The sequence below is a fragment of the Streptomyces sp. NPDC001108 genome (assembly GCF_053598535.1).
Window position 1 is genome coordinate 25,829 of the sequence record NZ_JBSFKL010000021.1, and the last position, 25,385, is coordinate 51,213.

A 25,385-nucleotide genomic window follows, 5' to 3' on the forward strand; every position below is an offset into this window, starting at 1 on the left:
TCAACCGGCCTGTGGGGCCGGGGTGTTGTCCCGCCAGGTCTTCAGCGCGCGGGCGGCGGGTACCTTGCCGGGCATCGTGTCCGGGCCTCTTTCCACGGCCAGGAGCCAGCGGAGGAAACCCGGCTCCCGGGCGGTCACCAGCCCGTCGAGGAGCCGGGCGACCGCCCGGGACCGGCCCTTGGTGCCAGCCGTCCCGGCACACCAGGTGAGCAGGGCGTCTCCCATGCTGGAGAAGGCGACCGACTCGTTCAGGGAGTGTCCGACGAGGTGGACAGCGACCGCCGCCGACCCGGCGCGGGCCAGAACCCGTCCGCTCCACCACAGGAAGTCGGTGCGGGCCAGGACGGGAAAGGCGCAGGCGGTCAGCAGGCCGACCGTGGTGTCGGTCCGCGCCCAGTCCCGCATCCGGTGCAGGACGGTCACCCTGGTGGTGTGGTCGCCTCTGTTGAAGCGTCGTACGAGTGCCCCCTTGGCAGCCTCGAAGACGGAGAGATCGTCCGGCCCGGCGCCCAGGGTCTCCGTGAGCTTTTCCAGCAGTTGCAACGCCTGCTCGTCCCCGAGCCCCTCGGGCTCCTCACAGGCGTACGCCACAGCGTGCTTCAAGGAGGCTTCGGGCGTGACGCTCCACAGGTCGAGCAGGTCGGCCGCCATTTGTGCCACCGCCGGGTCCCGGAAGCGTGTCGCCAGGCATCGCGCAGCCACCCGCGGGGCGGGAAGGACCGGAGCGGAGGCCAGCGCGGGCAGCAGTTCCAGGGACTGGCCGCTCGTGGCCTCCGCCAGAGCGGCGACGGCCCGGCCGGCCCGCTCGATCTGGTCCTCCTCCGGGCCGGGGTCGGCGAGCCAGGCGTGGACCACCGGCACGAGGTCCGCACGGTCCCGGCACAGGCTCTCCCACACGGCCCCGCTCACGGCGGGCCAGAAGAAGGACACCGTGTCGGTGACCTCGTCATCGGCGCGGCTCACGCGATGGGCTCCGAGGATCCGCAGGACCTCGGCCGGTGGCCTCGTCGGGGGGTCCTCGTCCGGATGACGGTAGGAGCCGGGGCCCCGCATCCTGTCCGTGTCTGCCAGCCGCAGCAGTTCCCGCGCCCGTTCCATCACGACGGCACGGTGCAGCCCGCCGTAGACGCCGAGGGAGAGCAGACAGGCCAGGAGGGCGGGATCGCGCTGGGCCCGGGCCAGGATCTCGGGGCCCTCGGCCCCGGCCAGGGTGCGCATGAGCTCCCCCGGGGCCGGGCCGCCCGCCGCCCCCAGGCGCCGCAGGGTGTCCGCGGCCTGTGCGGCGTGGCGTGGCGGCAGGCCGTCGGGCAACAGTTCGTCGAGATCGCCGGGTTTCAGGGCCCGCAGCAACTGGGCGCGTACCGCCTCGTCGGGGCAGCTGTCCGCGAGGTGGGTGGTGAAGACCTTCCGGGGGTCCGGCGGCCGGTGGCGCAGGACCGGCATGCCGAGGTGGTCCTCCAGTGCGCCCACCAGGCCGGGGGCCTCCGCCAGGACGATGACGAGGCGGGCGCCCGCCTCCGTCAGGAGCCCTTCGAGGCGGGCCAGGTCCCACGCCCGGAGCGCGAAAGGATCCGCGGGCTCCGTCACCAGGTATCCGTCCACGCCCTGAGCACGCGGCGACCACCGGGAGAGGTTGGCCGTTCCGTCGACCTGGACGAGGACGGGGGCCTCGTGGCCGTGCGCGAGCAGGTTGAGCGCGTGTGTTTCCCGCCCCGTCCCGGCCTCGCCGACGAGCACCACGATGCCGGATTCGCGCACCGCGAGGGCTTCCTCGAAGCCGGGCGGCGGCACGAAGCGCCGCCGCGCCGCCTGCACATGCTTCGCCCGTACGGGGCCTTGCCGTATCGGCCTCGGGGCCGCGCCGCCCTCCGCCGAAGGTGCGAGCCGCTGGTGCTGGCCGCCTGTCAGCCATCCGGTGTTGATGACGCCGTTGGGGGCCCAGATCGCCGGCCCCCGACCCGCCAGAGCCATCGCGAACTCGGCGAATTCGGTCTCGGGCTCGGTCTCGCTGGGGAGATCAGCTGTCGCCATCGGTTCCTCCGCCGGAGTGGCCGGAGAAGCCGACGGTGGTGACGTGCTGACCGCCGTGGACGGTGCCGGTGTTGATGATGCCGCGCTCGGCGTTCAGCACCGTCGCGGGGGAGGCCGCCGCCCGGGGAGCGGCGTCCGGGGCTGCCTCTGCCTCGTGCGCCCGGCCTGTGGTCTCTCGTCGCCGGCGGAACGCGAGGACATTGTCCGGGGCCTGGGGTTCTTCTGCTCGCATGTCGCCCTTTCCTTCCGTGGGCACCCGGGAATTGTGCGGGCGCCTTCCTTTCGGACACGTCGAGATTCCCGCGGATTCATCCCCGAGTCCGCTCCGGAGGACCAGGAATCAAGTAACCCGAGTCACACACGGAAAGGGTTTACGGAACGGCGTGGAGAAGAAGAGCGGGTGTGTCACCGGAAGGCGAAACACCCGCTCAGAAATTCAATATTCGAATATATTCCCCAGGGTCAGATGTACTCGCCGGGCACCTGCCTCCCGAGCGCCCCGATCCGGTCACGCAGTAGGCTGGAGAGCTCCTTGCGCTCCTGTTCGGTCAACGTGCCCAGCAGGGAGGCCAGCTCCTCCTGCCAGTCGGAACGCGGCGGACTCAGCAGATCCTGGTGGTCGACCGCCCAGTCCAGCACCTGCCGCACCTCTTCGGGGTGACGAAGCAACCACAGTGCCGCCAGCGATACCGGGCCGGCGTGGAGGGTCTGGAGGCAGAACTCGTACTCGCCCCGACGGCTGGCCGTCCAGGAGTAACGGACCCCGTCGCCTTCCCGTCGCCCGAGAAGCAGCTCCTCACCGTTGTCCCGGAGCCGCACGTCGAACACCCGGTAGCTCAGGCCGTGTTCCTCCAGTCGCTGCGGCGGACCGAGATGCTGCATGATCTCCGGCGCCCCCAGCCCGTTGCCGGAGTCGGCCTGGGCATCCACCAAGTAACGCAGGACAGAGGCGAGATGGGTCCGTACCACGTGCCAGCCGTGCAGACTCCTCGCCCGGACGACGCGTACGGGGTCGTGGACCCACCAGGAGACCCACAGGTCGACCGACTCCGTACCGTAGACCGTGGGGAGACCGACCGCCCGCGTGTCCACGTGCTCCGTCGTGTCCACCCGGAAGACGTCGCTGTACTTTCCGTGCAGGTGGGGAGCGGGGGCCTCGTCCACCAGGGGCGCATAGGCACCGGAACCCTCCGGGTCCCCTCGCCGGCCGAGGAAGGAGTACTCCCCCGTCTCGTCCCTGAGCACCAGCGCCCAGTCCTTCGACGCGGACCAGCGGTGGCCGAGGATCTCCCGCCAGGGCGGCCTGTCCAGCCGGTGAAAGAGACGGTCGGTCGTGTCGTCGTTCATGTTGCCTCCCTGCGCGCGCCGGTCCGCCACCGATGGAGCGCGTCGCGGGCGGTGACGAGGCCGGGCCAGCCGTTCGCACCCGCCTGGTCCATTTCCACGAACAACCCGAATTCACCGGAGCGCATGGACTGGGCCATGGCCGCGAACAGGTTCTCGACGGCCCGGAACTGTTCGTCGTCCCACTGGCCCGACTCCGCCCAGCGCAGCAACGTCCCGCACGTCGTTTCGAAGGAACTCTCCGTGTTCAGGGCGCGGCCCGTGAGGTCGGCCAGCACCTGCGCCGCGGGCGTCCACAGGGCGAGGTTCCTCATGAACCACTGGGGAGACCAGAGCATTCGGCTGAAGAGCGAGAGCACCTGCTCCTGGTCGTACCCCCCGTCGTCCAGCCACTTCCGGAGCAAGTCGAATACCTTCGTCTCGTTGCCGGCCTGGAACAGCCGCAGGATTGCCGCTTCCACCGCCACCTTCACCTGGTACTCCTCTTCCTTCCCGACCTGTGCCGCGCGGAAGAGATTTTGAAGGAGCCGCAGGGCCAGGTCGGGTCGGGCCAGGCCGAATTCCTCGCCGCACGCGTGCGCCACCGTCGTCCTGAGACGGAAGTCGGTCGCTTTGCTCCAGTGATGCAGTCGGTAGCGAATCTCGGCGACGAGCACGGGGTCCTCGGCCGCGACGCCCAGCGCGTTCGCAACGACGAGCCGGCTGGTCGCACGGTCCGACCGGGCGAGTTCCCGGAGGTGCACCAGGGCGTTGTGCCCGCCGCCCCAGCTCGCCACCCGTCCCATGGCCCGGCCTGCCGGTCCGGCGAGCCCGCTGGAGCGGGGTACGTCCCGCAACCACTCGACGACCAGTTCTGACAACTGCCCGTACTCGCGCCACACATGTCTGAGGACGGCCTCGGCCTGTCGATGCCTGATGAACGTCACAGCCTCCACACTGTGCGAGTAGGCTCCCTCTGCCCGGATCTCGCGGTCCTTGCGGACCGCGCGCACGGCGTGCAGCAGTTCTGTCAGGGAGCGCCGGAAGACGAACTTCGGATTGGGCCGGTCCGGCTTCGCGGCCCCGTCGGCGTCTGTGCCGGGCAGCACAGCCGTCAGCCGGTCGCCCGCCAGCTTTGTCAACCGGTCGGCCTCATTCCTGACGATCTGCTGGTCCAGTCCCTCGTAGACCGAAGCGGCCAGCAGGAAGGCCAGTTATTCCGGCTCGTCGCACAAGCTCTTGATGAGCTCCGGGACCTCCCGCTCGGCCCGGTAGCTCAGCCGGAGCCCCAGGTCGCCGAGGGCTTCCGGATCGCCATCGGCCTCGACGAGGGCCGTCACCAGCTCCACCACTTCTGCGGGTACCAGCTCCGGCACCAGAAGTTCGCCCAGGTCATGACGGCTGGCGAGCGCGGACAGCAGCCGGTCCCGCTCCCACCGCTCCGGCACCACCGCCTCGAATCGGCTGCCGAACACCAGGGAGGGTGACGGCGGGGAGCACACGGTGGCGCTGATGTGGAGGTCCCGTTCGAGGCGGTGCAGCAGGGCCGTGTCGTCGGGCAGGACGATCACCATGCACGCATGGGCCTTCTTGAGCAGCTCCCGCACGTTTCTCAGCATGACCGGGGAAAGAGGTCGGGAGGGGAACAGCCCGTCTATCAGATAGCCCCGCGCCGAGGCGTCGGTGGGCTTCCAGCGGTCCAGTTCGGTGACGCCGTCCAGTGCCCGCAGCGGCGCATCAGCCCCACAGCTCTCCCGTAGCAGGTTGAGCGCCGCGGTACGACGGCCTGTTCCTGGTCGGCCGGCCAGGAACAGGGGCCCCTGCTTCAGCTTTGCGAGGGCTGCTTCGAACCAGTCGGGGCGTGCGAAACCGTGCGCGGCGGCCTCCCTCTCCATGTTGGGGATCGGCCCCTCGCGCACTCTGCTTTCCCGTGGCCGCCCTTCCGGCCCGGAGCCGTTGCGTACGCCCTGCCCGCCGTACACGGAACCGTTGTTGATGTTCCCTCCGGGAGCGTAGATGACGGACGCCCACTCCTTCGCCCCGCCGATCAACTCGGTGATGTCGTACTCCGCTTCGGATCGCGGAGCCCCGTCCTCGGACAGGGGTCCGGGGCCGGGCAGCCCGGCCGCCCCCGTTCTCCCGGTCCCCGTCACTTGCGCCCCTGGCGCTTGTCGCCGCGGACCTGATCGCCCTGGAAGCGGCGGATCTTGCCGATCTTGTGGCCCTCCACGTAATCACCAGCGATCTGGTCGCCCGCCACGTGGTCACCCGCCACGTGGTGATTGCGCACGCTCTGACCGCCGTGGACGGTACCGGTGTTGATGTTGCCGCGGGGGGCGGCGATGGCGTCCGTCCGGCGTGCCGTCGTGTCGTCGCCGGACGATTCGGCGGACCGCGGGGAGGGCTCCGGCACGGGCTCCGGAGCGGCGCCGTCGACGGGGGTGCCCTCGTAGAGGGGGCCGGAGGGCTGGGGGACGTAGAGCCATGCCCGTCGGGAGAACGACTTGCCCTCGACCGTCGCGGCCACCTCCACGAAGTGGTCGGGGTGGCGCCCCGTGTACCCGCCGGCGACCGCGTCCTCGTAGCACCGCTCGGAGAGGATGGCCGCGACGTGGGTGATGTTCTCGTTGTGGGAGGTGAGCACGGCCTTGACGGGGCGCGAGTCGAGCAGCCGGTGGGTGTCGTTGCGCGCTGTGCCGTTGCCGCCGAACTCGTCCCCGGTCTCCGGCAGCGGGCCGACGTGCAGACTGACGCGGAGCCTGATCGGCACCGCCCCGTGGGAGAGGACGTTGAAGTCGGTCAGAACTTCCTGGAGGGCGAGCAGCAGGGGGTGGATGACGAAGGGCATGCGTGCCGGGTCGAACCCGAAGACATAGCCGTCCCCGGTGGTGGCCGGGAACGTACGGTCCTCCCACAGGTCTCCGAGGTCGGCCCTGAGCAGCGCGGTCTTGAGGAGTTCGGGGACGACCCGGCTGACGGCCTCGTGCTCGATCGCCGAGCGGCCCGTGAAGTCCTTCGCATCGACAGCCAGAATGCCCCGGTAGGGAGGCAACGGCCGGCTGTGGGTGTACGGGGCGGCGATCCGCCGGGGTAGGGCGTTACTGAACTCGGGCATGTCACTCCTCCGTGAAGCCCGCCCGGCCGCTCTCGAGCCGAGTGGGGACGCTGTCGCGTGCGATGTCGAGCACGTCGAGCTTCACAGCGGGCGGGGAGCCGTTCCGTTCCGCAGGACCCGATAAGGAGTGACGTGGGTCACATCCCCGACGGAGGTATCAGCTGCCCGCGTGGCCGCCGGCCGCCTTGCGCAGGCCCTCCACGCTCACCACCTCGATCCGGCGGTTTCCCGCTCGCACGCAGTCAGGGCCGAGCCGTTCGAGCGCCTTGCTGACGGCTTTGCGGCCCACATCGATGTGCTGGGCCAGCTCCTCCCTGGTGAGGGAGAAGCAGGGTTTCTCTCCACCGGCGGCCGCGACCAGGCGGAGCAGGGCCAGGGCGAGACGTTCGTGAACAGCCCCCTCACACAGCTCGACCTGTTCGCGCATACGATTCCAGGCCAATCCAAAAATGGGGGGTGCGAGCTTGTTCTCCTGGACGAAGCGATGGAAATCCTGTTCGGGCACAATGCATGCTCTGCTTTTCCTCAGCGCCCACACATCGGCCATCCGGACGCTTTTGGGCTGAAGAGCCATCTCCCCCAGGATCTCGCCCCGCCCCCGGAAACCGAGCACGCGCTGCCGCCCATCGGGCTCGGTCCTGACGACCTTCACCAGCCCCTCCACCAGGGCAAGCACATGCGTGCCCCGGTCGCCTTGCCGCAGCAGGGCGCGGCCCGCGAGGTAGGTCTGCTCCGGATACTGCGTCAGTCGCGCCCATTCCTCGTCCGGCACCAGAGCACACAGAGGAGCCGGCGGAAGAGAATCATCTTCGCTCATGCGGTCAAGCTAGAGGAGGGGAACTCCGGATGGGCATGGAATTCACAAGTCGGTGCGCGCATCACAAATAGAACGGCCGAGTTATTTCTGTTTAGCCACCCGGCATCATCCCGCTGCCCTTGAGTCGTTCCATTTCGGAGGGATGGACCTGGATGGCAAAGAGGGCAACCAGGAAGGCGGCCAGGCGAAGGCGGCGGCGACGATGAAGCCGGCCGAGACGCCGGAGATGAGCATCTGGTTGCCTCAGGCGGGCGGGAGCCGGTCGGAGCGGGCGAAGAGGGCATTCTCGGCCGGGTACGCCCGGGCGAGGAAGGTCGGGATCTGCTGGTCTATCTCGTTGCGGTCGGCGGTGCCGAAGACGGTCACCAGGATGGAGGGGCCCAGCGAGCTGCCGACCTGCTGGGTGGCGTTGAGGAGGCCGGAGGCCGCGCCGGACTCGGCGGGCCGGACGTCGGAGAGGGCCATCAGGGTCAGCGAGACGAACATCATGCCCATACCGTGCTGAACACCAGCATCGGGCCGAGGATCGAGCCCTCGTGGGTGGAGCGGGCGTCCGTCAGGGTCAGCCAGGAGAGGCCCAAGGCCAGGCAGAGCGAGCCCAGGATCATGAAGTGCTTCGAGCCGTACTTCGCAGGAGTTGGGAGGCGAGGCCGGCCACCACCTCGATCACCGTGCTGACCGGCAGGAAGGCGAGGTCCGCCTCCAGTGGGCTGAGGCCCAGCACCTGCTGCACGAATAGCACGGGAAGAAGGACCCGCCGAAGATCGCCGCCGCCAGGCAGAGGCGATCGGCGCGTCCACGAAGAAGACCCAGCGCCAGTCGAGCCATTCGACGAGCGCTCCACCCGCGGCAGGCCGATCGCTCCGCCGTCCGACTGCACTCCCGCGACACGCCGAAGGCTCGGGTGTGTTTCGGGCCCCTCCTCGAAGGTGGTGGGGATCAGGGAGAGCGCGGTCGGCGAGGGCTCCGGAGGCCAGCACCGATCCAGCGCGACGCACCCGAACGGACCGGAACGGACGCCAGTGGAAGTCACCACCGGGTCAGCGCCAGCGCGTCTGCGCTCGATTTGCCTCGCGCGGTCCGTTCCTCTGACCTGCGGCGGCCCGGGCGGCGGTCAGCGTGGCGAGCCGAACCGTCTGGCGGGCGCGAGGGCCGGGACTTCGTGCGCGAAGGGCGGTTCGGCGCCCGCCCGGGTGCAGGTGATCGCGGCTGCGCGGGCGGCGAATCCCAGTATCTGCCGCCAGGCATCTGCGGGCAGTACGGCGAGGGCTTCGGCGGACAGCAGGTTCCGTTCGGACAGCGCGTGCAGGAGCGCCGCGTTGACGGTGTCACCGGCTCCTATGGTGTCGGCGACCCGGACGGACTCGCCAGGCACCGAGAACTCCCCGCCGCTGCTGGTGTGGACCGTCAGGCCGGCCCCGCCCCGGGTGACAACGACGGCGGAAGGGCCTGCGGCCAGCCAGCCGTCGATGTCGTCCCCGAGCCATCGCGCGTCCTCCTCGCTGAGCTTGAGGAGCGAGACCGACGGCAACATGCGGTCGAAGCGGGCCCGGTAAGCATCCGGGTCGAGGATGAGATCGGCGCGGATGTTGGGGTCCAGGGCGATGAAGCGTCCGAGTCGGGCCTCGCGGTGCATCAGCTCTTCGTAGGCGCTCGCCCCTGGCTCCAGGACCAGCGAACAAGTACCGAACGACACCGCCCTGGTCCCGGCAGGCAGTGACCCCGGCAAGGTGAAAAGACGGTCGGCCGTGCCCTGGCAGTAGAAGGCGTACACGGCCGAGCCGCCCCTCGCGATGGAGGCCACGGCCAGTGTGGTCGGCTCCGGGCCTCGCTGCACGAGGCCGAGGTCGACCTTCTCCTGACACAGGCGGTCGGCCAGGGCGGTGCCGAAGGCGTCCGTCGAGATTCGCCCGCAGAAGGCGGTTGAGGTGCCGAGGCGGGCGAGCCCGACCGCCGTGTTGTACGGCCCGCCGCCGCGGGCCGGCAGCAGAGGTGCCGTGGCGTCGGTATCGTCTGCCGGCACCAGGTCGATCAGTGCCTCACCAGCGACAACGATCACTGCGGGTTCCTTTCGCAGGGGGAGGGACGGAATCTGGCGGAGACGGGGCGCGACGGCTTCGGGCCCCTCCGCTCCGTGGGGCGACGACGGTGTTCAGGCGGCCCTCACGGTGCGGTCGGCGGTGAGGAGCACCTTCACGTGCTCCGGGCGCAGCGACGCGGCGAACGCCTCGCAGGCTTCTTCCAGCGGGTAGGTGGCGGTGACGATCGCCTCGACGTCCACGGCGCCCGAGTTGATCAGATCGATGGATGTCCGGTAGTCGTCCGCGGTGTACATGAGAGTCCCTTCGATGCGGATCTCACGGTCCTGGACAAGGTCCAGCCGGATGGGAGTGGCCCCGGGAGCGCCCACGCCGACGACGACGATCTGGCCCCCCTTGGCCACGATGTCGACGGCCTGGGACATGGACTGTTCACGGGCGACGCAGTCGAAGACCACGTCGGCCGGACCGCCGAGCACCGCATGGGCCTGTGCGACCAGGTCGGCCGCGTCGGCCGAGAGCGCGTCGGTCGCGCCGAGGCGAACGGCCCGTTCCCGTTTGGTCTCCAGCAGGTCGGTGACCACGATCCGGGCGGCACCGGCGTGCCGGGCGGCGGCCACGACCAGCAGCCCGATCGGGCCTGCGCCGAGGACGGCCACGGTCCGGCCGGAGAGGTCACCGGCCTTGGCGACGGCGTGGACGGGCGTGGCGAGCGGTTCGACGAGGGCCGCCCGGATGTCCGACATCTCCTCCGGCACGCGGTGGACGCGGTCGGCGGGGATCGTGAAGAGGTCGGCCATGCCGCCGGGGGTCTGGCAACCGAATACCTTCAGGTCCCGGCAGATGTTGTAGCGGCCGGAGCGGCACTGCGGGCACTGGCCACAGTACAGATTCGGTTCGACGATCACGCGGGTGCCGACAGCGAAGTCCTCGGCCCCCGGGCCGACGGAGACGACCATGCCCACGACCTCGTGACCGGGTCGGTAGGGCAGGTCGATGAAGGGGTGGTGTCCGAGGGCGGCGTGGGTGTCGGACCCGCAGACGCCGATGACCGTGCTGCGGACGAGGAGTTCGTTTTCGCCGGCCTGAGGTGTGGGCACTTCTTCGAGGCTGATGTCGTCGATGGACCGGACGAGTACGCGTCGGTTCGGCTGGGACATGGCAAAGAGGTTCCGTTCGGTGTGTTGTGCGTGGCCCGCGCGAGGGACGGGCGCGACGAGGCGCGGGGGTCCCGGGCGGCCCGGGGTCTCGGGTCCGGAGGCCGTACACAGGTGAGTGAGCCGGGCGGGCGTTCCCGGCGGCGGGGCCACGAGTGGTCCTGCTCGTTCCCCGACGGCCGATACGGCCTCGCGGGCCCGAGGCCGCCGCGCGCCCGGAGCAGCCGGTCCGGCACGCCGTCGTCATGCTCCGGGTACGCGGCCAGAGCCCGGGGACTACGGCTGCCGTATCGGTTCGGCGTGCTGGTCAGGAGCGACCTGTGTCCGCCGCGGGGCGGTTTCGCGGATCGCCGCCACCACGAAGCCCAGGGTGACGGCGGCCAGGAGCATCACGTAGAAGGAGGGCGCGAGCTTGCTGCCGGTACTGGAGACCAGCCAGGTGGCCACGTAGGGAACCGTGCCGCCGAACGCCGAGACCACCAGGTTGTACGGAATGGCCATTGCGCCGCTGCGGATCCTGGCGGGGAACTGCTCGGCCATCATCGCGCTCAGCGCGCCGTCGAACACGGCAATCATGAGACCGAGGAGGAGCATCGCGGCGATGGCCGCGGCTATGTTGCCGAGCGACATGAGGTAGAACGCCGGCCAGCTGACCACGACGATGCCCGCGCTGCCCGCGATGAGCATCGGCTTGCGGCCGACGCGGTCGGAGAGCGCGCCCATGACCGGTACGGCGAGCGCGGTGACACCGATGGCCACGGTCGTGGTCGTGAACGCGTCGCTGGTACTGAACCCGAGATCGCCGCTGAGGAAGCTCGGCAGGAAGGACACCAGCGCCCAGTGCCCGATCGCCTTGAGGAGAAGGACGCCACACAGGATCAGCATCGGCTTGTAACCGGTACGGAAGGCCTCCTTCGTCGGCGATTGCGCCACCTCGCCCACGGCCTCCATCTCGCGGAACTCCGGCGAGTCCGTCAGCTGGAGTCTGAGGTACAGGCCGACGAGCCCCAGCGGCAGGGCGAGGAGGAACGGAATCCGCCAGCCCCAGTCCGTCATCGCCCCGTCTCCGAGCACGTTGATCAGGACGAGGGCGAGTGCGGAGCCGACGACGGACGCGACGAACCCGATTCCGTCCATCCAGCTCGTCATGTACCCGCGGCGGGTGCGGGGCGAGTGCTCGAACAGGAGCGCCACCGCGTTGGACGTCTCGCCGCCTGCCCCGAAGCCCTGCAACATCCTGGCGATCACCAGCAGCACGGGAGCGAGGACGCCCACGCTGTCGTAGGTGGGCAGCACACCCATCGCGAAGGTGGAACCCGACGTGAGCAGGACGACGATCACCAGCGTCCGCTGTCGGCCGATGCGGTCTCCGAGCGGTCCGAAGAAGAGGCCACCGAGCGGCCGCAGAACGAACCCGACCGCGGAGACGGCGAAGGTGGCGAGCAGCGCGGCCGTCGGATTGTCGGAGACGAAGAAGTTCGCGGCGAGGAAGGTGGCCAGCAGCCCGTAGGTGCCGACGTCGTACCACTCGATGAAGTGACCGATGCCCGCCGCCACAAGCACCTTGCGGGCCTGCGGACTGATTCTCTGGTCTTCCGCATCGTCTTTGTTGTGCATGGCGTTCTCCTGAAAATCCTAATGTGCCGGCGGCGACACACGGCCGCCCTGTTCCTGGATCACGGTCCTGATCTTCGTGGTGTCCAACTGCCGCGGCTGCTGCCCGCCGGTCGCCGCCAGCGCGGCGGCCACGCCGGCGGCCTGGCCCGTCGCGGCGCACGTGGCGCCCACTCGCGCCGATCCGAGCGCCTCGCGGTCCACCGAGATGCAGCGGCCGGCCACGAGCAGGCCCTCGGTGGTCTGCGGCAGCAGGCTGCGATACGGGATCTCGTAGGGCAGCGGCACGTACATGGCGTGCACGCCAACGTCCCCGGCCGGGTGCACGTCGATCGGCCAGCAGCCGACCGCGATGCTGTCGTCGAAGCGGGCGTTGGTGCGGATGTCGTCACCGGTCAGCGTGTACGCCCCTACCAGGCGCCTGGTCTCGCGCACACCGATCTGGGTGCTCGTGTGCAGCAGCCGCCCGTTCGCGAACGCCGGGCTGTGCTCGCGCAGGGCGTCGAGCATGACGACGGAGTCCTTGCGGCCGGTGATCTCCGCGCGGGTGAGTTCTTCCGCGTCGGACGCGTCGCCGATGACCCGGGTGGTGTTGACCCAGGCGATGTCCTTCTCCATGCCGCCGAACCACGGACCGCCGAACGGCGGCAGCTCGCCCCGTGCCCGGGCCGCGCGCATGGCGTCCACGTCCAGATCGATGTCCCTGCGCGTCGAGGCATACCGACTCAGCAGCGGCTCCTTCAGGAGCGTGGCCTCCGGACCGATCGGGATGTTCACGGGTGCGGCGTGCTCACGGTCCGGATCCGGGCTCACGCCGCCCACACGGAACGGCATGGTCATGGGCTGCAGCGTGTTGCCCTTGGCCCAATCGGAACCGGCTCCGGCCACGATGTCGCCGTTGCCGGTGCAGTCCACGGTGACCGAGGCACGGATGGCGCGTCGACCGTCGACGTTCTCGACGTACACGCCCCGTACGGCACCGTCCTCGACGATCGGGCGGGCGCCCCAGCTGTGCAGCAGTATCCCGATGCCCTCGGCTTCGATCATGTCGTCGGCGACGCGCTTCATGACCTCCGGGTCGGAATTCAACACCCAGCCGTCGCCGTCGACCGCACCGCCCTGCTTGGCGGCACGGGCCAGCCACTCGGCGGGGACACCCTCCACGCAGCGGGCGTAGGGGCGCAGCCAGGAGTTGTAACCAGCGAGCGTGAGGACCATTCCCGCTGTCCACATGCCGCCGAGGAAGCCGTGCCGCTCGACGAGGAACGTGCTCGCCCCCGCCCGCGCCGCGGCGACGGCGGCACACACACCGGCCGGTCCGCCACCGACGACCAGCACGTCCACGTCGGCCACCACCGGGATCTCCCGGGCCTGTTCGTGCACAGTCATCTGTCGCTCTGCCGCATTCGGCATCGTCATGGTCCTCTTAGTTCTCTCGGTTCGGTTCGTGGTGGTCTCGGTCGCTGGCCGAGGCACGGATCTTCAGCTCCGGCGGGAGGCAGATGCTCACGCTGGGAGCCGTCGAGCCCTGAATGCGCTCGAACAGCAGGTCCGCGGCCCTCGCGCCGATCTCGTCGGCGGGTGGGCGGACGCTGGCCAGCGCGGGTTGGAGATAGGCGGCGAACGGCAGATCGCCATGGCCGATCACCGCGACGTGGCCGGGAATGTCGATACCCTTCTCGGCCAGTGCGCGGTACAGGCCGAGAGCGAAGTAGTCACTTCCGGTCAGTACCGCAGCGCCCGGTTCGAGCCTGCTCACCAGTTGCCGGGCGCACTGGTAGGCGGCCTCCGGCTCCCACGGCAGCACTCGCCTTCCGTGCGTGGACTGCGGCACCAGCGTGATGGCGTCGTCCGAGGGGAGGCCGCGTTCGGCGAGCGCGCGCTGGAAGCCCGCGCGTCGGTCGGCCGCCGAGGAGAACGGCACGTCCTCCTCCAGCAGGTGAACGCTGGTGGCACCGGAGTCGAGCAGATGGGAAGCCGCTTCATAAGCCCCACGCTCGTGGTCGACACCGACGAAGTCGCACTCGAACCCGTCCAGCCCGCGGTTGACCAGCACGATCGGCACGCCGGAGTCCTTCAGCCGCTCCCAGTGCTCCGCGCCCTCCTGGACGGGAATCACCACGGCTCCGTCCACGCCCCACCGCAGGAGAGCCTCCGCCGCGTCCCGCTCCGTCTCCAGGTCCTCTTCCGTGACCATGAGCAGGAGCGAGTAGCCGTTCGCTCGGCAACGCTCCTCGACGGCGCTGATCAACAACGAGTAGAACGGGTTGGCCGGGTGGGTGATGACCATGCCCAGCGTCATCGCGGAGCCGGACACCAGCGATCTGGCCATCGAGTTCGGAACGTAGCCGAGCCGGTCGGCCTCGGCGCGAATGCGCGCTCGCAGCTCCTCACCGACCGAGTCCTTGCCCGCCAGGGCCCGCGACACGGTCTTCGCGGAGACCCCCAGCGACTCGGCGATCGTCTTGAGTGTCACGCGTCCGCCAGTCGGCATCGTGTGCCCTTCCCGTCGTTGACTGCCTGAAGGTAAACGTTTACCCCAACTGCCACGTTAAAGATGGGTAAACGATGGGGTCAACGGTTACCTTAAGGACGGCCCCGTCCCGCGTCAATGCCTCCCAGGCGTGGATCGCGGTACTGCGTGAGCTTCCGAGGTCGCCGGGCACGTACGAGGGTCCGGCCGTCGCTGAGTAACAGGCTCCGCGTAGGCGTCAAGTGGCGGCGCCGAAAGCCCCGGGCCCCGTCGGCGTACTGCTGGTGCCGACGGGGCCCGGGGCGCGTGCCGCGAGGCTTCCGGTGGAAGCGAGGGTGAAAGGGGCTGGTGCCGGGGGCCCGAGGGGTCAGCGGAGGCGGAGCGCCTCGCGGATCGTGCCGAACAGGTCGGTCTGGTCGGTGACGCCCAGGACGCGGTAGGCCTGCGGACCCTGCGCGGCGATCCGGACCTCGGTGCCGGTGTGCTCCTGGGACTGGCCGGGCGTGTTGGTCGAGTAGTTGACCTTGATCGGCTGGCCCTCGTCGGTGATGAGCGTGGAGCTCAGGCCGGGCGGCTGGGCCTCCAGCGGGATGATCTGGCTGGTGTGGCCGTGGTCGGCGGTGGTGACGACCAGGGTGTCGGGGTGCTTGGCCGCGTACGCGCGAGCCGTCTTCACCGCGCGGTCGAAGGCGGCGGTCTCACCGATCTGGCCGCAGGGGTCGGCGGCGTGGTCCTGCTTGTCGATCGACGCGCCCTCGACCTGGAGGAAGAAGCCCTGCTTGCCGTGGTTCCGCTTCTGCTTCGCCTCCAGCAGCTGGATGGCCTTCGCGGTCTGGTCGGCCAGCTCCGGGGTGCCGGCGGGCCGGTTGGCGTTGGAGGTCACGCAGCGCTGCGGGTCGGTGCCGCCGAGCGCGGCGGGCTTGCCGGTCCACTCGGTGGGGACGTTGCCCGGGGCGAAGAGGCCGAGCACCGGCTTGTCGCCCTTGGTCGCCTTCAGGGAGGCGTCGTCGGTGACGACCTGGTAGCCGAGCTTGCGCGCCTGCTCGGTGACGGTCAGGCCCTTGTACGGGCCCTCGGTGATCTTCTGGTCGAAGCGCTGCTTGCCGCCGCCGAGGAGGACGTCGACCTTGTGGTTCACGCTCTGCTCGGCGATGGAGCCGGGGCCGCCCCTGGCGATGGTGTCGACGGAGCACTTGGCCATGTCGGCCGGGCCCTGGCAGGAGCGGTCGGTGACGTGCGAGGCGAGGACGGCCGGGGTGGCGTCGGTCAGCTCGGCGGTGGTCACCGAACCGGTGGCGAAGCCGCCCTTCTGCGCCAGCTCCAGGATGGTCGGGACGGCCTTGTTGGTGCCCGGCGTCTTGGAGATCCGGCCGTTGACGGTCTTCACGCCGGTCGCCCAGCCGGAACCGCTGGCCGCGGAGTCGGTGACGTAGTCCGGCGTGCCGTTCTCGTGCACGGCGTACGTGGTGTACGCGCCGGTCAGCGGGAACTTGTCCATGTTCAGGCGGCCGGCCGCGCCCACGGTGTAGTCGCGGGCCAGGGTGATCTCGGAGTCGCCCATGCCGTCACCGATGAGCAGGATGACGTTCTTCGCCTTGCCGCCCTTGATGGCGCTCTTCGCGTAGTCCTTGGTGTCGTGCGCGCCGGCCGTGGCGGTGAGCGCGACGGCAGCGGTGGCGGTCGCCGCGAGGACGGCGCCGGCGGCCATCAGGTGCTTGCGGGACAGGCGCTGTATGGGCATGCATATCTCCTTGATCCGGTCGGCGGGCAGCACCGACGAACCACAGCCCATCAGCGCCGGATGAACCGCCGGTGACGTCCGGGCTGCTTCCGTCCTGCCGGGACGTGGCATGCGGGACGCCCGGGACATGGCATGCGGCACGTTCGGGGGAGCGCCCCGCGTGCGGAGCGCCCGTGCCGCCCGGAACGGCGGCGGGCCCCGGCGGAAGGAATCCGCCGGGGCCCGCCGGGTGACGGCCGGTGACCGGTGTCAGTCCGTGCCGGACTCCATCGCGGCACGGTCCAGCATGGCCTCCTCGTCCGCGGCCTCGCCGCGCGAGGCGATCGCCTGGGCGCCGCCGCGGTCCATGGCGCCGATCAGCCCGGTCGAAGCGGCCTGCGCCGCGCCGATCGGCGTCGGGTGGCCGCTGCCGACCAGGCCGAGCCCCGCGTACTGCTCCAGCCGTGCCCGCGAGTCGGCGATGTCCAGGTTCCGCATGGTCAGCTGGCCGATCCGGTCCACCGGGCCGAACGCCGAGTCCTCGGTGCGCTCCATGGAGAGCTTGTCCGGGTGGTAGCTGAACGCCGGGCCCGTGGTGTCGAGGACCGAGTAGTCCTCGCCGCGCCGCAGCCGCAGCGTCACCTCGCCGGTGACGGCCGCGCCGACCCAGCGCTGGAGCGACTCGCGGATCATCAGCGCCTGCGGGTCCAGCCAGCGGCCCTCGTACATCAGCCGGCCGAGCCGCCGGCCCTCGTTGTGGTACGCGGCCAGCGTGTCCTCGTTGTGGATCGCGTTGACCAGGCGCTCGTAGACGATGTGCAGCAGCGCCATGCCGGGCGCCTCGTAGATGCCGCGGCTCTTCGCCTCGATGATCCGGTTCTCGATCTGGTCGGACATGCCGAGGCCGTGGCGGCCGCCGATCGCGTTGGCCTCCATCACGAGGTCGACGGGGGAGGCGAACTCCTTGCCGTTGATGGTGACCGGACGGCCCTGGTCGAAGCCGACCGTCACGTCCTCGGTGGGGATTTCCACCGACGGGTCCCAGAACCGCACGCCCATGATCGGCTCGACCGTCTCGACCCCGGTGTCGAGGTGCTCCAGCGTCTTGGCCTCGTGGGTGGCGCCCCAGATGTTGGCGTCCGTGGAGTACGCCTTCTCCGTCGAGTCCCGGTACGGCAGCCCGTGCGCGAGCAGCCACTCCGACATCTCCTTGCGGCCGCCGAGCTCCGTGACGAAGTCCGCGTCCAGCCAGGGCTTGTAGATGCGCAGGTGCGGGTTGGCGAGCAGCCCGTACCGGTAGAAGCGCTCGATGTCGTTGCCCTTGAAGGTGGAGCCGTCGCCCCAGATCTGCACCCCGTCCTCAAGCATGGCGCGGACCAGCAGGGTGCCGGTCACGGCCCGCCCCAGCGGCGTCGTGTTGAAGTAGGGGCGCCCACCCGAACGGATGTGGAACGCGCCGCAGGAGAGCGCGGCCAGCCCTTCCTCGACCAGCGCGGCCCGGCAGTCGACGAGCCGGGTGATCTCGGCGCCGTACGCGGAGGCGCGGCCGGGCACGGACGCGATGTCGGGCTCGTCGTACTGGCCGATGTCGGCGGTGTACGTGCAGGGCACGGCGCCCTTGTCACGCATCCAGGCGACGGCTACGGAGGTGTCGAGGCCGCCGGAGAAGGCGATGCCGACGCGCTCGCCGGTGGGGAGGGAGGTAAGGACTTTGGACATGGCAAGACTATGCACCACATCGCATGGTCATGCAACATGAGCGGTAGTGACCCGCTCATTTCCGGCCCCGGGCGGAGTATTCAACGGCATTTCCGGACCCGGGCGGAGTATCCGACGGTGACGGGAAACGGGGCGACGGAACGGTCGACAAGGGGAACGGGGCGGCAGGCCCGTCGGCCCGCCGCCCCGCTCCGCTCCTCCGCGCCCGGAGTCCCGTGCGTGCCTAGTCGATGGCCTTGATCAGCTCGCCGTCGGTGGTGTCACCGCTGAGCTCCCAGAAGAAGGTGCCGCCGAGCCCCTGCTGGTTCTTCCAGCTCATCTTGGACGCGATGGTGGCCGGGGTGTCGTAGCTCCACCAGTTGCTGCCGCAGCGGGCGTAGGCGGTGCCGGCGACGGTGCCGGTGGACGGGCAGGTGTTCTTGAGGACCTTGTAGTCCTCGATGCCGGCCTCGTAGGTGCCGGGGGCGGCGCCGGTGGCGGTGCCGCCGGGGGCGTCCTGGGTGACGCCGGTCCAGCCGCGGCCGTAGAAGCCGATGCCGAGGAGCAGCTTGGACGCGGGGACGCCCTGGGCCTTCAGCTTGGCGATGGTGGCCTCGCTGTTGAAGCCCTCCTGCGGGATGCCGTCGTACGAGGTGAGCGGGGAGTGCGGGGCGGTCGGGCCCTTCGCGTCCCAGGCGCCGAAGTAGTCGTACGTCATCGGGTTGTACCAGTCGACGTACTGCGCGGCGGCCCCGTAGTCGACCGCGTCCAGCTTGCCGCCGTCCGAGGCGTCGGCGCTGATCGCCGAGGTGACCAGGTTGCTCGTGCCGAACTTGGCGCGCAGCGCCGCCATCAGGTTGCCGTAGGCCTCACGGCCGCTGGTGTCGCAGGTCAGGCCGCAGGCGTTGGGGTACTCCCAGTCGATGTCGATGCCGTCGAAGACGTCGGCCCAGCGCGGGTCCTCGACCAGGCTGTAGCAGGACTCGGCGAACGCGGCCGGGTTCTTGGCGGCCTCGCCGAAGCCGCCGGACCAGGTCCAGCCGCCGAACGACCAGATGACCTTCAGGTCGGGGTGCAGCTTCTTCAGCTTGCGCAACTGGTTGAAGTTGCCGCGCAGATCCTGGTCCCAGGTGTCGGCGACGCCGTCGACGGACTGGTCGGCGGTGTACGCCTTCTCGTAGTCGGCGTACGAGTCGCCGATCGTGCACTTGCCGCCGGTGACGTTGCCGAAGGCGTAGTTGATGTGGGTGAGTTTGGCGGCCGAGCCGGAGGTCTCGATGTTCCGCACGTGGTAATTGCGTCCGTAGACGCCCCAGTTGGTGAAGTATCCGACCACTTTGCCGCCGGCCGCGGTGGGGGTCGCGCCGGTGGTGGCGGGCGCCGCTGCCCGCGTGGTGGTGGGGGTGGCGCCGGCCGGTGCGGTGCCCGCGACGCCCAGCAGGGCGGCGCCGAGGGCGGCGGTACAGGCGGCTGCGGCGAACGCCCGGAAGCGGGCGCGAAGTCGATGCGGTCCGAACATCTTGTCTCCTCGTGGGGGAGGGAACTCGCTTGTGGGGAGAGTGAGTCGGCCGTCGCGCGAACTTGGCATGAACGCGCAAATGCCGTTCGGTGGGAACCGTAGATGGACTAGACCAGTCGGGTCAATGGTGTGGACCAAGTCCGGTGATCCTTCCGCCCCCGGCCGAGTCGCCCGGGTGCCCCGTGACGGATATCGTCCGATCGGGCATACTCGACCCGCCACGGCCGCCGGCCAGCGGCTCTCGTGATCCGAGGGGCCGACGGGAGCGGCCGGACCGCAGTGCTTCTCCGGGCGCGCCCGGAACCCCCCGGCGGCGCCGCCCACACCCCTCGCGCGCGACCGTCGCAACGCCCGACAGGGAGGAGAGCGCCGTCATGACCGACCGTGCTTCGTACATGGTGGAACGTCGACTGCCCACCGAGGAGTCCAGGGAACTGATCGCGCTCGTCCGCGACATCGCCCAGCGGGAGATAGTCCCCAAGGCCGCCGAGGAGGAGGAAGCGGGCCTGTTCCCGCGCGAGATCTTCTCGCTGCTCTCCGAATCCGGACTGCTGGGCCTGCCCTACGACTCCGCCCACGGCGGCGGCGACCAGCCGTACGAGGTCTACCTGCAGGTCCTCGAAGAGCTCGCGGCCGCCCGGCTCACCGTCGGCCTCGGCGTCAGCGTCCACTCCCTGGCCTGCCACGCGGTCGCCGGATACGGCACCGACGAGCAGCGCGCCGAGCACCTCCCGTCGATGCTGGGCGGCGGCCTGCTGGGCGCCTACTGCCTCTCCGAGCCCGCCGCGGGCTCCGACGCCGCCTCGCTGCGCACCAAGGCCGTGCGCGACGGCGACGACTGGGTCATCACCGGCACCAAGGCATGGATCACCCACGGTGGTGTCGCGGACTTCTACACGGTCCTGGCCCGCACCGGCGCCGAGGGCGCCCGCGGGATCACCGCCTTCCTGGTCCCCGGCAACGCCGAGGGGCTGAACGCGGCCGCCCCCGAGAAGAAGATGGGCATGAAGGGCTCGCCCACCGCCCAGCTGAACTTCGACGGCGTCCGGATCCCCGACGCGCGCCGGATCGGCGAGGAGGGCCAGGGCTTCGCGATCGCGCTGTCCGCGCTCGACTCCGGGCGGCTGGGCATCGCCGCCTGCGCGATCGGTGTCGCCCAGGCCGCCCTGAGCGAGGCCGTCGAGTACGCCGCCGGACGGCGGCAGTTCGGCCGCCCCATCGCGGACTTCCAGGGGCTGCGCTTCATGCTCGCCGACATGGCCACCCAGATCGAGGCCGGCCGGGCGCTCTACCTGGAGGCGGCCCGGCTCCGCGACGCGGGCAAGCCCTTCTCGCGCCAGGCGGCCATGGCCAAGCTGTTCTGCACCGACACCGCCATGAAGGTCACCGTCGACGCCGTCCAGGTGCTCGGCGGATACGGCTACACCCTCGACTTCCCCGTCGAGCGGCTGATGCGCGAGGCCAAGGTGCTGCAGATCGTCGAGGGCACCAACCAGATCCAGCGGATGGTCATCGCACGCCATCTCGCGGGGCCCGAGACCCGCTGACCTCCGGGCGGCCGCTCCGGCCGCCCCGGCGTCGCCACGATCCGGCTCCGCCCCCGGTCGTGGCGGCCCACGAGGGCCGCACCACGCTCCGTCCGGGGCGCGGCGCCGCCGCGCGGACGGGGCCGGGTGCCCACCGTGGGCACCACACCGGCGGGGCCGTCGTGGTGCGCGCAAGCGGCGGGCGGTACGGGGCGGCCGTCAGGCGGCGTCGCGCCGCATCCGCGGCATCCGCAGCGGACGGGAGCCGGGGCCGCCGGCGTGGGAGAACGGCTGCATCCGCCAGTCGAGCCCCTGGGGAAGCGTCAGCAGCAGACCCGTCTCCTGCTCCTGGGCGTCGAGGGAGTCGTCGGCGGGCCGCGCCTGCGAGGCGGCGCGTCCCGTCCCCGAGCAGACGGTCAGCACGAACGGATTCCACGGCGTCGGGCACAGCGCGTGCTCCGGGAGCACCTCCTCGCCCGCGAGCAGCGCGATCGGCTGCGCGCAGTCCGGGCACACGACCCGGTACATCTCGAAGGTGTCGTACGCGTCGGGAACGGGCTCCTCGCCGGAGACCGCGTCCTCGACGGAGTCCGGTTCGGTGCGTTCGGTGAGCTTCAGGCGCTGCATGGGAAATTCCCCCCTCGGGTGGGCCGGCCAGGTGACGTGGCCGTGGCCACAGCAAGCACTTCCCGTCGCGGATCCCCCGTAACCGCGAGGGGGTCGGCTACCCATCCGTAAACCTGTGGTGTTCGTCACATGAACCCGGTGTGCCGCCCCTCCGGGGCCCCCGGCGCTGTGCCTGGAGGGACAAGGGGCAATAAGTTGATCCGCATGGAGGAGCTGGACCGACAGATCGTGGAGTTGCTCGTCAAGGACGGGCGGATGAGCTACACCGACCTGGGCAAGGCCACGGGCCTGTCCACGTCGGCGGTTCATCAGCGTGTCCGCAGGCTGGAGCAGCGCGGGGTGATCCGGGGCTACGCCGCGGTCGTCGACCCGGAGGCCGTGGGCCTGCCGCTCACCGCGTTCATCTCGGTGAAACCGTTCGACCCGAGCGCACCGGACGACATCGCCGAGCGGCTCGCCGGGGTCCCGGAGCTGGAGGCGTGCCACAGCGTCGCGGGCGACGAGAACTACATCCTCAAGGTGCGGGTCGCCACGCCGCTGGAGCTGGAGCACCTGCTCAGCCGGATCCGCTCGCTGGCCGGTGTCTCCACCCGCACCACGGTCGTCCTGTCCACCCCGTACGAGGCACGGCCGCCGCGCATCTGACGGGGGGCGCGGACCGCGCGGGTCCGGACAGGCGCGAGACTGGTCCCATGACCGAGAGCACCGCCCTTCAGAGCGACCACCGCACCGTGCTGCTGCGCGGTGGAGACGTCCACAGCCCCGCCGACCCCTTCGCCACCGCCATGGTGGTCGAACGCGGCCATGTCGCCTGGGTGGGCTCGGAAGGGGCCGCCGACGCCTTCGCGAGCGGCGTCGACGAGGTCGTCGACCTCGACGGAGCGCTGGTCACCCCCGCGTTCACCGACGCCCACGTCCACACCACGTCGAGCGGCCTCGCCCTCACCGGCCTCGACCTCTCCGGAGCCCGGAACCTGGACGAGGCGCTCGTTCTGCTGCGCTCGCACGTGGCCGCGCACCCCGAGGACCGGGTGGTTCTCGGCCACGGCTGGGACGCCGCCCGCTGGCCGGAACAGCGCCCCCCGTCGCGCGCCGAACTCGACGCGGCGGCCGGGGGCCGCCCCGTCTACCTGCCGCGGATCGACGTGCACTCCGCGGTGGTGACCACCGCGCTGCTCGACCTCGTCCCCGGCGTCACCGGGCTGACCGGCTACCACCCCGACGCCCCGCTGACCGGGGCCGCCCACCACGCGGTCCGCGCCGCGGCCCACGGCGCCGTCTCCCCGGTCCAGCGCGCCGCCGCCCAGCGCGCCGCCCTGCGGCACGCCGCCTCGCTCGGCATCGGCACCCTCCACGAGTGCGGCGGCCCGGACATCTCCGACGAGGAGGACTTCGCCGGTCTGCTGAAGCTCGCCGCCGAGGAGAGCGGCCCGCGCGTCCACGGCTACTGGGCCGAGCAGGTCGCCGACGAGAAGGACGCCCTCCGCATCCGCGAACTCGGCGCGATCGGCGCCGCCGGGGACCTCTTCGTGGACGGTTCCCTCGGCTCGCACACCGCCTGCCTGCACGAGCCGTACGCCGACGGCCCGGCCGGGCACACCGGCACCGCCCACCTGGACGCCGCGCAGATCGCCGCCCATGTCACCGCGTGCACCGAGGCGGGGCTCCAGGCCGGTTTCCACGCCATCGGCGACGCCGCGGTCACCGCCGTCGTCGAGGGCGTCCGGGCCGCCGCCGAGACGCTCGGCCTGGCCCGGATCCGGGGCGCCCGGCACCGCGTCGAGCACGCCGAGATGCTCACCCCCGAGACCGTCGCCGCCTTCGCCGAACTGGGCCTGACCGCCTCCGTCCAGCCCGCCTTCGACGCGGCCTGGGGCGGCGAGGAGGGCATGTACGCGCGCCGGCTCGGCGCCGAGCGGGCCCGCACCCTCAACCCGTACGCGGCGCTCCTGCGGGCCGGTGTGCCGCTGGCCTTCGGTTCCGACAGCCCGGTCACCCCGTTCGACCCGTGGGGCACCGTGCGGGCCGCGGCCTTCCACCGCACGCCCGAGCACCGGATCTCCGTACGGGCCGGCTTCACCGCGCACACCAGGGGCGGCTGGCGGGCCGTGGGCCGTGACGACGCGGGCCTCCTGGTCCCCGGCGCCCCGGCCGACTACGTGGTCTGGCGCACCTCGGAACTGCTGGTCCAGGCCCCGGACGACCGGGTCGCCCGCTGGTCGACCGACCCCCGTTCCGGCACCCCCGGACTGCCCGATCTCACCCCCGGCGCCGAGCTCCCGGTATGCCTGCGGACCGTGGTTCTCGGACACACGGTCTACGAGCGGCCGAACGAGTGACGTACGGATGCCCCGTCCCGCCACCGGCGACGGGGTTCGTTCCGCCGTCACCTGGGGATCTTCGCTACTGACCAGGCAAGTTTCGTAAATATTGCAGGTCAGACGGCTATTGACAGAATGCGCCCACCGGCCGGTAGGTTCGGCCGGGTCCACCACAGGACGTCCGACCGGTCGAGCCTCCACGCAGTCGTCGAACGCCGCTGGGTCACGGGGTGGTGTGCCGCACCGGCGCACCACCACTGTCAGCCAGGTTCAGCGCCCGCGCCTCGGGACGAGGGAAGGTTTCAGCCGGTCGGCGGTGCGACCCGGATGGGGCCCGGACGTTCAGTAGACAACGGCTCTAGGTCGACCCGCAGCCAGCGGGCCCCAGGTCGGCCCGAAGGGCGCCGGGCCCCCATCCGCAGAACCCGTCCCGCCCGGGGGTCGGGCTTCTGTCCGTACTTCCCTCCTTCTGTCCCGGCCGGGCGGCGATCCGGCCCGACCGCGTCGCCGAGCGCCCCCCGCCCGCTGGATATGGTGGGCACCTGCGTACGGACTTAAGGGGCAGTAAGTGAACGACGGCGGTCAGCGGCGGTACGGGCCGCTCGGCAAGATCCTGGTGATCATCCCGACCTACAACGAGGCCGAGAACATCAAGCCGATCGTCAGCCGGGTGCGTACCGCGGTGCCGGAGGCCGACATCCTGATCGCCGACGACAACAGCCCGGACGGCACCGGCAAGATCGCCGACGAGATCGCCGCCGAGGACGAGCAGGTCCGGGTGCTGCACCGCAAGGGCAAGGAAGGGCTCGGCGCGGCCTACCTCGCCGGCTTCGGCTGGGGCACCGGCCACGGCTACGGCGTGCTCGTGGAGATGGACGCGGACGGCTCCCACCAGCCCGAGGAGCTGCCCCGGCTGCTGACCGCGCTCAAGAGCGCCGACCTGGTGCTCGGCTCCCGCTGGGTGCCGGGCGGGCGGGTGGTCAACTGGCCCAAGTCGCGCGAGATGATCTCCCGCGGCGGCAGCACCTACTCCCGGCTCCTGCTCGGGCTGCGGACCCGGGACGTCACCGGCGGTTTCCGGGCCTTCCGCGCTGAGACCCTGGACGGCCTCGGCCTCGACAAGGTCGCCTCGCAGGGCTACTGCTTCCAGGTCGACCTGGCGCGCCGGGCCGTCGAGGCCGGGTACCACGTCGTGGAGGTCCCGATCACCTTCGTCGACCGGGAGGTCGGCGATTCGAAGATGAGCCGCGACATCCTGGTCGAGGCGCTCTGGCGGGTCACGGCCTGGGGCGTCACGTCCCGCGCGAACCGGGTACTGGGCCGCAAGCCGCTCTGACGCGCCCGGCCGCGGAGCCCGGCGCGGGATCACCCCCTTGCGCCACTCCTACGCCCGTACGGGCACACT

At 70.8% G+C, this 25,385-nt stretch carries 20 protein-coding genes and 1 pseudogene; 4 read left to right on the plus strand and 17 right to left on the minus strand.

What is annotated here, in order from left to right; genetic code table 11:
• The 16 genes and pseudogenes from ACWC97_RS30750 to ACWC97_RS30825 form a co-directional block, all read right to left on the minus strand.
• A complete protein-coding gene (locus ACWC97_RS30750; protein WP_450652866.1) occupies positions 1–2,031 on the minus strand; it encodes a hypothetical protein in 2,031 nt (676 codons plus the stop codon).
• Complete coding sequence (locus tag ACWC97_RS30755; protein ID WP_450652868.1) at positions 2,018–2,263, minus strand: S-type pyocin domain-containing protein; 246 nt, start codon at positions 2,261–2,263, stop codon at positions 2,018–2,020. The genes ACWC97_RS30750 and ACWC97_RS30755 overlap by 14 nt, the downstream gene beginning before the upstream one ends.
• Positions 2,264–2,493: 230 nt before the next feature.
• A complete protein-coding gene (locus ACWC97_RS30760) occupies positions 2,494–3,378 on the minus strand; it encodes a hypothetical protein (RefSeq protein ID WP_450652870.1) in 885 nt (294 codons plus the stop codon).
• The gene (locus ACWC97_RS30765) at positions 3,375–4,496 is read right to left on the minus strand and encodes a hypothetical protein (protein WP_450652872.1); all 1,122 of its coding nucleotides are present in this window, start codon (positions 4,494–4,496) and stop codon (positions 3,375–3,377) included. Before ACWC97_RS30765 ends, ACWC97_RS30760 begins: the two co-directional genes overlap by 4 nt.
• A 72-nt stretch (positions 4,497–4,568) precedes the next feature.
• Positions 4,569–5,507 (minus strand): hypothetical protein, encoded by a 939-nt coding sequence (locus ACWC97_RS30770; RefSeq protein WP_450652873.1) that lies wholly within the window; start codon positions 5,505–5,507, stop codon positions 4,569–4,571.
• Entirely contained in the window at positions 5,504–6,469 is a 966-nt protein-coding gene (locus ACWC97_RS30775) for a hypothetical protein (RefSeq protein WP_450652875.1), read from the minus strand. Before ACWC97_RS30775 ends, ACWC97_RS30770 begins: the two co-directional genes overlap by 4 nt.
• A gap of 157 nt (positions 6,470–6,626) precedes the next feature.
• Positions 6,627–7,286, minus strand: a complete 660-nt coding sequence (locus ACWC97_RS30780; RefSeq protein WP_450652877.1) for a Crp/Fnr family transcriptional regulator — start codon at positions 7,284–7,286, stop codon at positions 6,627–6,629.
• Positions 7,287–7,377: 91 nt separating this feature from the next.
• Positions 7,378–8,247: pseudogene (locus tag ACWC97_RS30785) on the minus strand (MFS transporter); the annotation flags it as partial.
• Between the two features lie 153 nt (positions 8,248–8,400).
• Complete coding sequence (locus tag ACWC97_RS30790) at positions 8,401–9,345, minus strand: carbohydrate kinase family protein (protein WP_450652879.1); 945 nt, start codon at positions 9,343–9,345, stop codon at positions 8,401–8,403.
• 93 nt (positions 9,346–9,438) lie between these two features.
• Positions 9,439–10,485: a zinc-dependent alcohol dehydrogenase gene (locus ACWC97_RS30795; protein ID WP_450652881.1), complete on the minus strand. Its 1,047-nt coding sequence runs from the start codon at positions 10,483–10,485 to the stop codon at positions 9,439–9,441.
• 273 nt (positions 10,486–10,758) lie between these two features.
• The gene (locus ACWC97_RS30800; protein ID WP_385211024.1) at positions 10,759–12,099 is read right to left on the minus strand and encodes an MFS transporter; all 1,341 of its coding nucleotides are present in this window, start codon (positions 12,097–12,099) and stop codon (positions 10,759–10,761) included.
• An 18-nt stretch (positions 12,100–12,117) separates the two neighbouring features.
• Positions 12,118–13,485 carry an FAD-dependent oxidoreductase gene (locus tag ACWC97_RS30805; protein WP_450652883.1) on the minus strand — a complete coding sequence of 456 codons (1,368 nt, stop codon included), beginning with the start codon at positions 13,483–13,485 and terminating at the stop codon, positions 12,118–12,120.
• A 37-nt stretch (positions 13,486–13,522) separates the two neighbouring features.
• Positions 13,523–14,572: a LacI family DNA-binding transcriptional regulator gene (locus ACWC97_RS30810; RefSeq protein WP_385211029.1), complete on the minus strand. Its 1,050-nt coding sequence runs from the start codon at positions 14,570–14,572 to the stop codon at positions 13,523–13,525.
• A gap of 364 nt (positions 14,573–14,936) precedes the next feature.
• Positions 14,937–16,310, minus strand: a complete 1,374-nt coding sequence (locus ACWC97_RS30815; RefSeq protein ID WP_450652885.1) for an alkaline phosphatase — start codon at positions 16,308–16,310, stop codon at positions 14,937–14,939.
• Between the two features lie 249 nt (positions 16,311–16,559).
• Positions 16,560–18,008, minus strand: coding sequence for an argininosuccinate synthase (gene argG, locus ACWC97_RS30820; protein WP_352280096.1), 1,449 nt, complete (start codon positions 18,006–18,008; stop codon positions 16,560–16,562).
• Positions 18,009–18,231: 223 nt separating this feature from the next.
• Entirely contained in the window at positions 18,232–19,506 is a 1,275-nt protein-coding gene (locus tag ACWC97_RS30825) for a glycoside hydrolase family 18 protein (RefSeq protein WP_352280097.1), read from the minus strand.
• A 374-nt stretch (positions 19,507–19,880) separates the two neighbouring features.
• Here ACWC97_RS30825 and ACWC97_RS30830 point away from each other — a divergent pair, with 374 nt between their 5' ends.
• Positions 19,881–21,053: an acyl-CoA dehydrogenase family protein gene (locus ACWC97_RS30830; protein ID WP_352280098.1), complete on the plus strand. Its 1,173-nt coding sequence runs from the start codon at positions 19,881–19,883 to the stop codon at positions 21,051–21,053.
• 198 nt (positions 21,054–21,251) lie between these two features.
• Here the strand turns inward: ACWC97_RS30830 and ACWC97_RS30835 are convergent, their stop codons facing one another.
• The gene (locus tag ACWC97_RS30835; RefSeq protein ID WP_352280099.1) at positions 21,252–21,659 is read right to left on the minus strand and encodes a hypothetical protein; all 408 of its coding nucleotides are present in this window, start codon (positions 21,657–21,659) and stop codon (positions 21,252–21,254) included.
• A gap of 204 nt (positions 21,660–21,863) precedes the next feature.
• On the opposite strand from ACWC97_RS30835, the gene ACWC97_RS30840 reads away from it, so the two are divergent.
• The 3 genes from ACWC97_RS30840 to ACWC97_RS30850 all read left to right on the plus strand — a co-directional run bounded on the left by ACWC97_RS30840 (position 21,864) and on the right by ACWC97_RS30850 (position 25,316).
• Complete coding sequence (locus ACWC97_RS30840; RefSeq protein ID WP_352280100.1) at positions 21,864–22,304, plus strand: Lrp/AsnC family transcriptional regulator; 441 nt, start codon at positions 21,864–21,866, stop codon at positions 22,302–22,304.
• Between the two features lie 47 nt (positions 22,305–22,351).
• A complete protein-coding gene (locus ACWC97_RS30845) occupies positions 22,352–23,998 on the plus strand; it encodes an amidohydrolase (RefSeq protein WP_450652888.1) in 1,647 nt (548 codons plus the stop codon).
• Positions 23,999–24,548: 550 nt separating this feature from the next.
• Positions 24,549–25,316, plus strand: a complete 768-nt coding sequence (locus ACWC97_RS30850) for a polyprenol monophosphomannose synthase (RefSeq protein ID WP_352280102.1) — start codon at positions 24,549–24,551, stop codon at positions 25,314–25,316.
• Positions 25,317–25,385 lie beyond the last annotated feature (69 nt).

Excerpts from the sequence above, each read along its gene's own strand:
- ACWC97_RS30750 (WP_450652866.1), bottom strand. The coding sequence starts at position 2,031 with ATGGCGACAGCTGATCTCCCCAGCGAGACCGAGCCCGAGACCGAATTC.
- ACWC97_RS30755 (WP_450652868.1), bottom strand. The coding sequence starts at position 2,263 with ATGCGAGCAGAAGAACCCCAGGCCCCGGACAATGTCCTCGCGTTCCGC.
- ACWC97_RS30760 (WP_450652870.1), bottom strand. The coding sequence starts at position 3,378 with ATGAACGACGACACGACCGACCGTCTCTTTCACCGGCTGGACAGGCCG.
- ACWC97_RS30775 (WP_450652875.1), bottom strand. The coding sequence starts at position 6,469 with ATGCCCGAGTTCAGTAACGCCCTACCCCGGCGGATCGCCGCCCCGTAC.
- ACWC97_RS30780 (WP_450652877.1), bottom strand. The coding sequence starts at position 7,286 with ATGAGCGAAGATGATTCTCTTCCGCCGGCTCCTCTGTGTGCTCTGGTG.
- ACWC97_RS30795 (WP_450652881.1), bottom strand. The coding sequence starts at position 10,485 with ATGTCCCAGCCGAACCGACGCGTACTCGTCCGGTCCATCGACGACATC.
- ACWC97_RS30800 (WP_385211024.1), bottom strand. The coding sequence starts at position 12,099 with ATGCACAACAAAGACGATGCGGAAGACCAGAGAATCAGTCCGCAGGCC.
- ACWC97_RS30805 (WP_450652883.1), bottom strand. The coding sequence starts at position 13,485 with ATGACTGTGCACGAACAGGCCCGGGAGATCCCGGTGGTGGCCGACGTG.
- ACWC97_RS30815 (WP_450652885.1), bottom strand. The coding sequence starts at position 16,310 with ATGCCCATACAGCGCCTGTCCCGCAAGCACCTGATGGCCGCCGGCGCC.
- argG (WP_352280096.1), bottom strand. The coding sequence starts at position 18,008 with ATGTCCAAAGTCCTTACCTCCCTCCCCACCGGCGAGCGCGTCGGCATC.
- ACWC97_RS30825 (WP_352280097.1), bottom strand. The coding sequence starts at position 19,506 with ATGTTCGGACCGCATCGACTTCGCGCCCGCTTCCGGGCGTTCGCCGCA.
- ACWC97_RS30830 (WP_352280098.1), top strand. The coding sequence starts at position 19,881 with ATGACCGACCGTGCTTCGTACATGGTGGAACGTCGACTGCCCACCGAG.
- ACWC97_RS30835 (WP_352280099.1), bottom strand. The coding sequence starts at position 21,659 with ATGCAGCGCCTGAAGCTCACCGAACGCACCGAACCGGACTCCGTCGAG.
- ACWC97_RS30840 (WP_352280100.1), top strand. The coding sequence starts at position 21,864 with ATGGAGGAGCTGGACCGACAGATCGTGGAGTTGCTCGTCAAGGACGGG.
- ACWC97_RS30845 (WP_450652888.1), top strand. The coding sequence starts at position 22,352 with ATGACCGAGAGCACCGCCCTTCAGAGCGACCACCGCACCGTGCTGCTG.